Annotated in this window: 8 protein-coding genes; 5 read left to right on the forward strand and 3 right to left on the reverse strand. The window is 51.8% G+C overall.

All coding sequences use genetic code 11. From position 1 onward, the window contains the following. The first annotated feature begins 290 nt into the window (after positions 1-290). Positions 291-1082 carry an endonuclease/exonuclease/phosphatase family protein gene (locus GGC63_RS08545; protein WP_192701924.1) on the forward strand — a complete coding sequence of 264 codons (792 nt, stop codon included), beginning with the start codon at positions 291-293 and terminating at the stop codon, positions 1080-1082. Positions 1083-1107: 25 nt separating this feature from the next. After that, positions 1108-2418, forward strand: coding sequence for a CehA/McbA family metallohydrolase (locus GGC63_RS08550; protein WP_192701925.1), 1311 nt, complete (start codon positions 1108-1110; stop codon positions 2416-2418). A 64-nt stretch (positions 2419-2482) separates the two neighbouring features. On the opposite strand, the gene GGC63_RS08555 is transcribed toward GGC63_RS08550, so the two are convergent. Beyond that, on the reverse strand, positions 2483-3958 hold the full coding sequence (locus GGC63_RS08555) for a protein adenylyltransferase SelO (RefSeq protein WP_192701926.1): 1476 nt from the start codon (positions 3956-3958) through the stop codon (positions 2483-2485). Positions 3959-4254: 296 nt separating this feature from the next. On the opposite strand from GGC63_RS08555, the gene GGC63_RS08560 reads away from it, so the two are divergent. After that, entirely contained in the window at positions 4255-5259 is a 1005-nt protein-coding gene (locus tag GGC63_RS08560; protein WP_079912308.1) for a LacI family DNA-binding transcriptional regulator, read from the forward strand. Between the two features lie 548 nt (positions 5260-5807). Next, positions 5808-7730: a threonine--tRNA ligase gene (gene thrS, locus GGC63_RS08565; RefSeq protein ID WP_192701927.1), complete on the forward strand. Its 1923-nt coding sequence runs from the start codon at positions 5808-5810 to the stop codon at positions 7728-7730. A 69-nt stretch (positions 7731-7799) separates the two neighbouring features. Here the strand turns inward: thrS and GGC63_RS08570 are convergent, their stop codons facing one another. Continuing rightward, positions 7800-9452, reverse strand: a complete 1653-nt coding sequence (locus GGC63_RS08570) for a sulfatase-like hydrolase/transferase (RefSeq protein ID WP_192701928.1) — start codon at positions 9450-9452, stop codon at positions 7800-7802. Positions 9453-9481: 29 nt separating this feature from the next. After that, the gene (locus GGC63_RS08575) at positions 9482-11698 is read right to left on the reverse strand and encodes a glycoside hydrolase family 3 C-terminal domain-containing protein (RefSeq protein WP_192701929.1); all 2217 of its coding nucleotides are present in this window, start codon (positions 11696-11698) and stop codon (positions 9482-9484) included. A gap of 125 nt (positions 11699-11823) precedes the next feature. Here GGC63_RS08575 and GGC63_RS08580 point away from each other — a divergent pair, with 125 nt between their 5' ends. Next, on the forward strand, positions 11824-13041 hold the full coding sequence (locus tag GGC63_RS08580) for a helix-turn-helix domain-containing protein (protein ID WP_192701930.1): 1218 nt from the start codon (positions 11824-11826) through the stop codon (positions 13039-13041). The last annotated feature ends 8 nt before the right edge of the window (positions 13042-13049 follow it).

A 13049-nucleotide genomic window follows, 5' to 3' on the forward strand; every position in this document is an offset into this window, starting at 1 on the left:
GCTTGTGAGCGTTGGGGATGTTGAGAAACCCAAATAACTCGAAATATGCTATGTTACTTCCGGTGCGGTATACCCCTCCAGCCACTGTTGTTATCAGGAAATATTTAATTTAATGGTTTTACAGAGGGTATTTCCTGATAACAAAGGTGGACGCTAGCGCTCTTCCGAGGTATACCCCACCTCACGTATGGCCTATTTCTCGAAGAAATGGGCTTCTCAACAGCCGAGTAACAAGCATAAGCTTACGAAGCAAGTTTTGACTTCGTCAAAACCCTAAGGAGGGTAAAAACATGAACTACACGATGATGACCTTTAATTTACGGTGCAACACGCCAAACGACGGAGACAACGCATGGCCGAACCGCATAGAGCGAGCGGCGGAGATCATTAAGGAGCATGATCCCATTGTTGTCGGAACGCAGGAGGGTTATTTTTCCATGCTGACGGAGCTGCAGGAGCAGCTGGAGGAATACACGTGGATTGGCATGGGACGCTTCGGCGGATTTGAAAATGAGCATAACGCTATTTTTTATAAAAAGGATCAGTTGGAAGTCGTAGATCAGGGACACTTCTGGTTGTCGGAAACGCCTGATGAGGCAGCAACGAAAAGCTGGGGCAGCTATTTCCCGAGAATGTGCACTTGGGCTGCTTTTCGTGATGGAAACAGCGGCAAATCATTTACGGTATTTAACACGCACCTGGATCACTACAGCCAAGAGGCCCGGGATAACGGGGTAAAAGTCATATGGGACTATGTATCACGGCATAGGAATCAAGACATTCCTGTTATCGTAATGGGGGATATGAACAGTGCGCCTACGGACCAGCCGATCCGTTACTTAAGGGGACAAACGGGTGAAGAAGGGCCGCAAGGCTGGCTTACCGACGCTTATTCAGTTTATGAAGGAGCCGTGGGTCGGACAGCTCACAGCTTTCAAGGCGGCAGGGACGGGGAGCCGATCGATTATATTTTTGCTTCGCCCGGTGTGAAAATATTGGAGACGAAAGTGGATCGAAGACAGATTCGAGGGGCCTACCCCTCCGATCATTATCCTGTCATCGCATTAATTGAGATAGAGTAATTAAAACGGATAGGAGAATAGAGATATGGAGAGCGCGTCGAGACCATCGGTAACAAAGATATTCCAACGGAGCATCACTCCGGGCGAGCAGGGGATGTATATTGAAATTCCCTTTGATGTGCCTGAGCATGCGGAGGAACTATCGGTTGCGTACTCGGTAGATTCATTCGGTGAAACAAGAGCCGTCATTGATCTGGGCGTGAGGGATACGGAACGGGTGCGGGGATGGAGCGGTGGAGCCCGGAGGGAATTCCGGATCGGCCTGGAGAAAGCGACACCTGGCTATATGCCCGGCAAGCTGTCGCCAGGCTCTTGGGCGGTATTGCATAATGCTTACCGGGTGCCTGAGGAGGGCTGTCAGGTCACGGTTACTGTGGAAGTCCTTTTATCGGCGCCTCGCTGGCTCAAAGGCGATTTGCATACGCACAGCGTACATAGCGACGGCTCCTATTCTCTAGAGGAAAATGCCGCAATCATGGAGCGGCTCGGCTGTGACTTCATCGCAATGACGGATCATAATACGATAAGCCAAAATCAGGCTTATCCCCGCCATACATCGGTGGTGATGATTCCCGGAATGGAATTTACAACCAATCATGGACACAGCAATTTTCTGGGCATCGCTGATCCTCTGGATGACTTTCGCGTAAGGGACCGAGCGGATGTCGACGATCGGATTCGGATGGCGCAGGAGCGGGGTGCGCGGATAGTGCTGAATCATCCTCATTGCGAATTTTGTCCGTGGGAATGGGGGTTCAACATCGATTTTGATTGGTTCGAGGTATGGAACGGCCCCTGGACTGATCGTAACGCCCAGGCGCTGCAGTGGTGGCAGGAGCAGTTGGCAGACGGCCGGCGTATAACTGCTGTTGGCGGCAGCGACGTACATCGGCCCGATAAGTATGTCAAGCATGCGATGCCCTGCACTTGGGTCTATGCAGAGACGAAAACAGGGGAAGGGATTCTGAAAGGCATTGACCGCGGGCATGTTTGTATATCGTATGCGCCGGAAGGCCCGTTCATAGAGCTGCGATTCGGAAGCTGCCGAACCGGAGATTCGGTTCCACAGGAAGAACGGGAGCTGCACGATTCCGTAACAATGACGGGTACAGGGCTGCTGCCGGGGGATCAGGTCAGGTGGTTCACGGAGAAAGGGCTTGTGAAGGAAGAGGTACTGGCTTCGGAACCGGATGACGCCATTAGCTTGAATATACAAGGCTCTGCATGGGAAGGGCTCAGGTTGGTCCGAGCGGAGATTTGGCGGCGGTATGCTGCCGAGGGTGATCCAATGCTCATGGCCGCCCTTTGTAACCCCATATATTTTGAAGTTCTGTAAGTGAAAAAGGCTGCCGGTCGGGTAACTAACCAACCGGCAGCCTTCATGATGTCCAGCTTGCTTATCAAGTCCCGCAGTATGTCCGGTACCGGCAGGCTGATTCTGGGGGCAGCCCCGCATACTCCTCCTGTTCGGGACTATAAGCGTAGGTATTTGAAACAATATCGACTAACCGTTCCATCACACTGTAATCCTCTTGGTTAACTGCAGCCTCCAAGGCTTCTTCCACGCGATGGTTACGAGGAATAACCGCCGGATTGCTGCTCCGCATCAGCTGCAGGGAGGATGCCTTGGGCTCTTGCTGTCTGCCAAGTCTCGCCAACCAACGCTCATGCCACTCCGCGAATCCCGTCGTGCCGAAGAAGACCGTTTCCTCCGGCTTCTCCAAGGTCAATGCGCGGAACGTATTGGTAAAATCCGCATGATGCTTCTGCATCATTTGGAGCAGGTCATCCACTAAGGCTTCGTCCTGCGGCTCTTCGTTAAAGATACCGAGCTTCGCTCTCATCCCGGAGAGCCAATGGGCCTGAAATTGCTTGACAAAATCAGCCAGAGCCTCCTCTGCCATCTTGATAGCCTGATCCTCATCCGGATGCAGCAGCGGCAGCAAAGACTCGGCAAACCTGGCGAGATTCCAGGCAGCAATACTCGGCTGATTCCCATAGGCGTAGCGTCCTTGGACATCGATGGAGCTAAATACGGTCGCCGGATCATAAGCATCCATGAAGGCGCATGGACCGTAATCGATGGTTTCTCCGCTCAGAGCCATATTATCGGTATTCATCACACCGTGAATAAAGCCGACCAGCTGCCATTGGGTAATCAACTTGGCCTGCCGTTTGATAACCTCTTGAAGCAGGACAAGATAACGATGATCCTGTGTATCGGCATCGGGGAAATGCCTTTGCAATGTGTAGTCGGCCAAAGCTTGGAGATCTTCAACGGAGCCCCAATTGGCGGCGTATTGAAACGTTCCGACGCGCAGGTGGCTGGACGCCACACGGGTCAGAACAGCCCCGGGCAGCCCGGTTTCGCGGATGATGGTTTCTCCGGTGGTTACTACCGCCAGACTGCGGGTTGTAGGAATACCGAGTCCATGCATCGCTTCACTGATAATGTACTCCCTTAGCATCGGCCCCAGTGCGGCCCGGCCATCGCCGCGCCGCGAATAAGGCGTAATCCCGGAGCCCTTTAACTGAATGTCCACCCGCCTTCCCCCGGGAGTGATCTGCTCGCCGAGAAGGAGAGCCCGGCCGTCCCCGAGCATGGTAAAATGCCCGAATTGATGACCTGCATAGGCCTGTGCGAGAGGCGAAGCTCCCTCGGGAATCCGATTACCTGCAAACACGTCGACCCCATCCTGACCTTGCAGCGCCTGGATGTTCAGCCCCAAAGAGGAGGCCAAGGCATGATTAAGGACGATCAGCTTAGGCGATCTGACCGGAGTCGGCTTGAGCCTGGTAAACATCAATTCCGGCAGGCACGCATAGCTGTTGTCGAAATGCCATCCTGCTTCTGCTGCAGTAACTGGTTCTGTCATTAAATTGCTCCTTCCTTCTTGCGAGCTATTGGAATAGCCGCTCCATCTAAGCGTACTTCTGCCATTATTATACCCCGTTTCTGTAAAGATCGCCTTTTTTTCCTGCTGCACCATCAATTCCTTGATGTCTCGCCTAGCTTTAGTTTTTTCCATGGGAAAAAGAGGCTGTGGTTCCGGTGCTTCTGCTCTTCGTTTTCGCTTTTGGGGTAAGCGCTAATCCTTTTGAGTTTACAGTCATCGGGTGGATGTCGTATGATTAACAGTAAAAGACAGGAAAAGCTCGAAAGGAGCAGGAAATGAAGCCGACAATTTATGATGTGGCCGAGGCCGCCGGTGTATCCATTGCCACGGTATCCAAGGTGATCAACGGTACCGGCCGCATTAGTGATAAAACGAGAAAGCATGTCACGAACGTCATGGAGGAGTTGAAATACCAGCCGAGCATGGTAGCCTCCGCTTTGACCGGCAAAAGCACCTTCACCGTCGGGTTGACCTTACCGGATTTGGCGAACCCGTTTTTTGCCGAAATCGCTCGTGCGGTAGAGGATCGGGGGCATGAATACGGATTTAACGTGTTTATATGCAGCACCGATAACGATCCCGACCGGGAGATCAAATATTTTTCGCTGCTCACACAAAAAAGGGTAGACGGCGTTATTGTCGCGACTCGTACGCAAAAGGATTTATTCCTCAAAAAGCTCATCCAGCAAAATGTGCCGATAGCGCTTATTACCGGGGAAATGCCGACATTGGCCGTAGATACGGTGATGGTGGACGATTTCCTGGGAGGCTATCAGGCAGGAACCCACTTGGTCGAGCAGGGGCATCGGAGAATCGCCATCCTGGCCGAGGATGTGAACACAATGAGCAACCGGGAGCGGATTCGCGGCTGCAAGCAGGCGATGACTTCGGCTGGGCTCGAGGTGGACGAGCGTCTTGTGGCCTCCGGCGATTTCACGGTTAGCGGAGGGAAGGAGGCGATGCTTCGTCTTCTCGATATGGAAGAACCGCCAACCGCGGTATTCGCGTGCAATGATTTGCTCGCCATCGGTGCCATTCAAGGAGCACGCGAGCGGGGGCTTCAGCTGCCGCAGCAGCTGTCTGTCGTCGGCTTCGACAATACGATCTTGGCGACGATAATCGATCCGCCGTTGACAACGGTCGCCCAGCCGATTCAGGAGATCGGGAGACAGGCGATGGATCTGCTTGTTCAGGAAATTAAAGGCGAAAAGTCCATGAAGCAGCGGGTCGTCCTGATGCCGGAGCTGGTCGTTCGCGGTTCTACGGCAGAGCTGAACTAGGAAAATTTGCGTGATTTAAGCGGCGGAACTAGAGATACAGCCTGCATGACGACAGACCAAGCCCGCATCGGATGGGAGTGTTCGATGCGCTCTGTAAAGCGCCTGAATCGGCCTCCCGGCCAAATCACAACATTGCAGGGGGATTGAAAACGCCGCTTGACCTTTTGCAATACGATGATTATAATGGGGAACCAATAACATATTTCAGGCAATGACCAAAGACATGATTTCCTTCAAGGACTGTCAGAGAGAGGAGGTTAGGTGAGAGCTCCTTCAGCGACCGGAAGCGGAATTACCCCTTTGCAGCCGTGATGTCGAACCTGCGGATTGTAGAGCTGCAGCAGTAGATAGCACCGTCTCATCCGCGTTAATGGATGCTTGAGGAACTTGCATGCGGTATGCTTAAAGCAGCTTGCCCGCTGCTTGGCTTATTTGATGCAGGTTTGAATCAGGGTGGAACCACGAGCTGAACGCACTCGTCCCTTGGGAGAGTGTGTTTTTTTGCGTTCAAATAAATCCAAAAAAATGAAGAGAATGGAGGCGTCACCATGGGTAGTAATGAGATGAAAGTCACTTTGCCGAATGGAGCAGTTAAGGAGGTTGGACGGGGAACCACGATCGAGCAAGTGGCGGAATCCATTAGCCCGAGCTTGAGAAAGAATGCCGTAGCGGGCAAGCTGAACGGCAAGCTGGTCGACCTGAACCGGCCTATCGAGGAGGACAGTCTGGTCGAAATCGTAACGCTCGATAGTCAGGAAGGCTTGGAGGTCTACCGGCACAGCACGGCGCATTTGATGGCGCAGGCGATTAAGCGCATCTACGGACAGAAGGCGGTGAAGCTCGGCATCGGACCGGTCATTGCCGACGGCTTCTACTACGATATCGATATCGAGAAGCCGCTGTCTACAGACGATCTCGCTAAGATCGAGCAAGAAATGGAGAAGATCGTGCAGGAGAATCTGCCGATTGTGCGCAGGGAAGTCAGCCGCGAGGAAGCGATCCAGACGTTCGAAAAGCTGGAGGATCCTCTGAAGCTGGAGCTGATCCGTGATCTGCCGGAGGATGCGGTGATCTCGATGTATGACCAGGGCGAGTTTTTCGATTTGTGCCGTGGACCTCATTTGCCTTCGACAGGACGGATCAAAGCGTTCAAGCTACTTAATGTAGCCGGAGCCTACTGGCGCGGAGACTCCAAGAACAAAATGCTGCAGCGGATTTATGGAACGGCTTTTCCTAAGAAGGCTGATCTTGAGAAGCATTTACATCTCCTTGAAGAAGCCCGAAAGCGGGATCACCGGAAGCTCGGCAAAGAACTGGGATTGTTTATGTTTTCCGAGGAAGCGCCGGGCATGCCGTTTTACCTGCCAAAGGGAATGGCGATCCGCACACAGCTTGAGAATTATTCCAGAGAGCTGCAACGGAAGCAGGACTATGACGAGGTTCGCACGCCGTTCATGATGAATCAGCGGATGTGGGAACAGTCGGGGCACTGGGATCACTATCATGAGAATATGTACTTTACGGAGGTGGATGATACGAGCTTTGCGCTGAAGCCGATGAACTGCCCGGGGCATATGCTGATTTTCAAAAACAGCCTGCATTCCTACCGGGAACTGCCGATCCGACTCTCCGAATTCGGACAGGTGCATCGCCATGAATTCTCTGGCGCGTTAAACGGCATGATGCGGGTACGGACATTTTGCCAGGATGATGCGCATATCTTCGTGAGACCGGATCAGATCGAAGAGGAAATCGGCCGCGTAATCGCGCTTATTGACGAGATGTACCAGGTGTTCGGCTTCGACTACAAGATCGAGCTGTCCACTCGTCCGGAGGATTCGATGGGTTCGGAGGAGCTGTGGCAGCAGGCGGAAGCTTCCTTGCAGAACGTGCTGGAGCATCGCGGTATCGAGTACCGCCTGAATGAAGGGGACGGGGCATTCTACGGACCGAAAATCGACTTCCATATTCTCGACGCGCTCGGCCGGAGCTGGCAGTGCGGCACGATTCAGCTGGACTTCCAGATGCCGGAGAAATTCGACCTAAGCTACATCGGCGAGGATAACCAGAAGCATAGACCAGTTGTCATCCATCGTGCGATTTACGGATCGATTGACCGCTTCATCGGGATATTGACGGAGCACTACAGCGGTGCTTTCCCTGTGTGGCTCGCTCCGGTACAAGCGAAGCTGCTTCCGGTGTCCGACAACTATATCGACTATGCGCTTCAAGTGAAGAAGCAGCTGGAGGATGCAGGCATCCGCGTGGAAGTCGACATTCGCAGCGAGAAGCTCGGCTATAAAATCCGGGAAGCGCAGCTCGAAAAGGTCCCTTATATGCTGGTGCTGGGCGAGAGCGAGAAGAACTCCGGCCAGGCAGCCGTCCGCAGCCGCGGAGAAGGGGATCAGGGCGTAATGAGCATTGCGCAGTTTGTTGAACAAATCTCGGCAGAGATACGGAACAAACAATAAGCTCTGGCTTACAAAGCAAAAAGACCGCCTCGGGCGGTCTTTCCTCATTTTATCGATTACGAGAGGCGGCTATGCTTCCTTCGATTCCTTGATAACGTAGGACGCAACGGCTTCCTCACTGTCTTTATACCCGATTCGAACGGCCTTTGCGCGAATCCGGGTTGCTCCTTCAGTAAGAATAATCGGGCCGGTATACAGCTTCCAGCACGGCTCTGGTCCCTCATCTGTTGTGTAGGCGAGCGATGCGCCCTGAGTTGCGGAATGCAGCATGACGGCAGTGGGCTCATGGAAGACTCCGTTCGGAGAAGGCTCGACGCCGGACAATCCGTTATTGATCGGGATGTAAATAGGGGCTGCGGTAACAGGCTGAACCCCTTCCGGCCACATCTGATTGACCATCTGCTCTTCCGGGATTCCGCCCCAGACATCATATTTGTCCTGCCAAGCATCCAACGCCGTGCGCATTCTTTCCAAAACGCCGTTGTATTCGGGATCATCCGCTAAGTTGCGAATTTCATACGGATCCTTCTCGCAGTCGTACAATTCCTCAGCAGGACGGTGGTTCTGCATCAGGATTTGCCGGTCTCCCTCAAGCTGTCCGGCTAATTGCAAACGCCACAGCTCTTGGAACATCGGATGCTGATGACTGAAAGGAATCCATTGCAAATAAGGCTTTTCCGGATAGTAATTTCTTATATATTTGAACTGTTTGTCGCGTACGGCGCGTACCCTGTCGTACGCCTCATCGTACCGGTCGCGTGTAGCATAGACGTAGTCCCGTGCCTTCATGCTCTTGCCCAGGAACGGCTGTCCTTCCAAATGGTAAGGCATTGCCGCTCCCGCAGCGGATAACACCGTCGGACCCAGATCAATCAGGCTCACGAGCTGGTCACTCACTTGTCCCGGTTCTAATGCGCCTGGCCAACGAACGATAAGCGGCACGCGGATTCCCGCATCATACGGCCACCGCTTCGCTCGGGGGAGACCTTCGCCATGGTCGCTCCACAGGAACACGATAGTATTATCGGCGAGTCCGTCCTCCTCCAGCTGGCGCAGAAGCTTCCCGACAAATTGGTCCGCTTCCTCAATAAGATCATAATATTTGGCCAGCGCCTGACGGGATTTCGGCGTATCCGGCAAATAAGGAGGAATGGTGACTTTATCGGGATCGGTTCCGAGCGGCTTCTCTGCCGTCTCATTCGGATAATACGCTTTTCGAACCATATCTCCCCACATGGAGCTTTCATGAGTCAGTATATGATTGAATACGGCGAAGAACGGCTGTCCGGGCTCCCGATGGCGCCAATGGGCTTCCATTCCATCTTCGTCCCAGGCGGTTAAAGGCGAAGCGAATTGGTAGTCGGTTTTAAAATTATTCGTACAATAATATCCTTCCACCCGTAAATATTCGGTAAATGTCTTGACGTGGGCCGGAGGAACGGCAAAATACGGCGTAGGCAGCTCCGGCGTATTCACATTGGTATGCTCCGTACGCATATGGTGCGTTCCTATCGAGGTTTGGTACATACCCGTGATAACAGCCGACCGGCTTGGCGCGCACACAGCTGCCGTTGCGAAGGCATTGCGATATGTTACGCCTTCTTCAGCCAGCTTGTCTATGTTAGGAGTCCGCGCTAACGGATCTCCGTAACAACCGAATCTGGGACTTGTATCCTCCAGCGAAATCCATAGGATGTTAGGTCTGTCTGGTCTCTTGTTCATAGCTCGGTTCCTTTCTTACGCCTCGAGGGCTATTCAAAAACGCTTCGAATTTGATCCGTCAGCTCCTGCGGGTAGCCGAACGAAGGCAGAAAGTTCAGAATGGTACGGATCGGCATGCCCAGATAAAGAGCATACATCGGGTTATCTTCTGTGATCTTCATTTGATCCATCAGGGTTTGAGCCTTATCCTTATAGCGTTCATCACTTAGCCAAGCTTGAAGGGAGTGAAGCGTCGTTAATGGCTCTCGAACCTCCCGGGCATTAATAAATTCAACCGTTTCCGTTAGACGAATATCTCTAGAAGAGGCCCCTACAAGAATTTGGAACTCGCCGGATTCAACCTCAAACCTTGAGAGATGCTTCATGTAATGAGCGAAGGCTCGTTCATTCAGTTCGATTTGCACGGACTTCGTTTCCCCCGGAGCCAGCTCGACCTTGGCAAAGCCCTGCAGCTCCTTGTCGGCTTTTATAACCGAGGATTTCAGATCGCGCACATACACCTGCACGGTTTCTTTACCTGCACGGCCACCGGCGTTTTTCACATCAACCGTTACCGTTAACACATCTCCGTTGGTTAAAGTTTGTCCGGAAAGGCGCAGGTTGGAATACTCGAACTCGGTATAGGAAAGGCCGAACCCGAACGGGTAGAGTACATCCAGCTTTTTCGTGTCGTAATACCGATAGCCTGCAAAAATGCCTTCCGAGTACTTGACCTGCTGGACATTTCCGGGAAACGAAAGATAGGACGGGTTATGCTCTAAAGCTATTGGAAACGTCTCCGTAAGCTTACCGGAAGGATTGACTTCGCCGAATAAGATGTTCGCAATGGCCGCGCCGCCCGCCTGGCCCGGAAGCCAAGCCTGTACGATTGCCTTAGCCATCGGCTCGTACGCTCCGATCTGTGTGGCGGAACCGCTGTTCACGACGACAATGACGTTCGGATTGACCTGGGATACCCGTTTAATGAGCTGAGTATGGCTGTGAGGGATGTTTAAATCCGTTCGGTCATAGCCTTCACTTTCGATTTTTTCAGTCGTACCGACGAAGAGGATCACCGCATCTTGTCCTGCGGCCAGCTCACAAGCTTCCTTGATGTACTCTTCCGAATCCGAATCATCATCATAGCCTCTGCCGTACACGGTGTTTGCGAACTTGGAGATTTCATGCAGCGGAATGTCCAGCTTCGCAGGATTCATATGGGAGCTGCCGCCGCCCTGAAAACGGGGCTTCACCGCAAATTCTCCCAGCACAGCAACCTTCACTTGCTTGGCAAGCGGCAGGAGGGCATTCTCATTTTTCAGAAGCACAATGCCTTCTTCCGCCACTTGGCGTGCCATTTCATGATGCCGCGGCATATCAATCGATTTTACTTCCCGCTTATGCTCAAGCACCTTTTGGATCACCTTCAAAATTCGGCGTACATGGTCGTCAAGCTGTTCGTCAGTGATCAGGCTTTGCTTGTATGCCTCCAGGACCTCCTCGTTTCTTGTTCCCGGACCGGGCATCTCCAGATCGAGGCCGTACTGTACTGACTTTACTTTATCTATAACAGCTCCCCAGTCGGACATGACCAAGCCGTCAAAGCCCCACTCTTGCTTCAAAACTCCGTTTAAATATTCGTCGTAATTCGCCATGTGGGTTCCATTGACCTTATTGTAGGAGCACATGACTGTCCACGGTTTGGCTTCCTTTACCACCATTTCAAAAGGGAGCATGTACAATTCTCGTAGCGTTCGTTCATCTACCTCCGAGCTGACCACCATTCGATTGGTTTCCTGCTCATTGGCAACAAAATGCTTAATGGATGTTCCGATCCCGCCTTCTTGTACCCCGCGGACAAAAGCGGCTCCCATTTTCCCCGTCAAGTAGGGGTCCTCGGAGAAATATTCGAAGTTGCGTCCGCCGAGCGGGGAACGTTTTCCGTTCAATCCGGGACCCAGCAGAACCCCGACGTCATAGTACTGACACTCTTCCGCCATCACACCGGCCATCTCCCGGATCAGCTGTTCATTCCATGTCGCCGCCATGGCCGCCTCGATGGGAAAAGCAGTCGCAGATTTCGTATGAGAAAGCATCTCGCCAGGCTCCGTACCCGTTGATAGTCTGACTCCATGGGGACCATCGGTAAGGACAATGGATGGAATGTTCAGACGTTCTATCGCCTCCGTGCTCCAAAATGTTGCGCCGGCTAGCAAACGGATTTTCTCCTCGACTGTCATTTGGCCGATAAGTTCTTCAATATTCATAGGTTTACCTCCTTGGGACTTACACTCATTACAGTTCTTACAATCCAATGTACTCCCTATTCGTAATTATTTATGGTATGATTCGAAGAAATTTTGTAAATTTTAAACGTGACGGGGGGAGAAGGATGACGAATACTCCACTGACCATGACAGAAATTGAAGTCATCAGCCGCTTGTTTCATGATAATTTCGGACTATCCGTTCATTATCTCGATGATTTGGGAGATACGCTATGGAATCTTGGCGAGCAAGCCATACCGTTCTACATGAATCGGCAAGACTGGTACCGTCCTATTCAGGCGTCGAAGCAAAAATCCATCAAGCCGATCCTTATTACAGTCACAGGTGTAGAATATTATGCTGTTATACACGCGCGTCGAGGGTCAGCCATAGAAACCTATGTTATTGGTCCGGCAACGCTGTTGGAAGTAACGGATGACACGATTTCGGGACTCCTGAACGACTATGGATTGAACTTCAAGCATCATGGAGAGCTGATCGATTATTTCGAACGGATTCCCATTATGAGCAGGAGCCAAATGCAGCATGCCTGCCGGATGTTGTATTACCTGCTGTTCCGCCAAGAACTTCGGCCTGAGGAGATTTCAGAATACGATCAGCCGGGCTCCGAGCCTATCCGAAATGAAGATGTCGTCAAAGCATTAATGGACCAAAGGGATAATTTTATTTTTCATCCGGATTATAATTTTGAGCGGCAAATGCTGCGGATGATTAAAGAAGGGCAGAAGGAGGAGCTGAAAAAGCTTCTGAATTCATTTCCGAATCAGCCTGGTAAGCTTGCCAAAAAGAGCCAGCTGAGAAACGGGAAAAACTACGCCATTTGCGCTATCACGCTGGCAACCAGAGCCGCCATTGACGGCGGGCTTAACGATGAAATCGCGCGAACGATGAGCGATATCTATATTCAACAGATTGAGGAATTAACCTCATACAGCGACGTGAAAATAAAGCAGAACGAATTTATGCTGGAATTCGCCCATCGTGTCGCGAAGCTTAGGGAGCAAACGTTCTCTAAAGCCGTTCTGACATGCAAAAACTATATATTTAATCATCTATATGAGGACATTACCGTTACCAAATTGTCCGAGCTGACCCATTTGCATCCGAACTACTTGTCCCAGGTTTTCAAAAAGGAAGTCGGTTGCTCCCTGAAGGAATATATACAGCAGGTCAAGGTGGAGGAAGCGAAAAGCTTGCTGAAATTAAATGAGCTTTCCCTTTCGGAAATTTGCTTCCGCTTAAACTTTAACGACCAAAGCTACTTTACAAAAGTATTCAAGAAGTTTACGGGCAAGACCCCGAAGCAATTTCAAAACGAATAAAGGGGCCC

Source organism: Paenibacillus sp. OAS669 (assembly GCF_014873645.1).
In the GTDB taxonomy this organism is placed as follows: Bacteria; Bacillota; Bacilli; order Paenibacillales; family NBRC-103111; genus Paenibacillus_S; species Paenibacillus_S vulneris.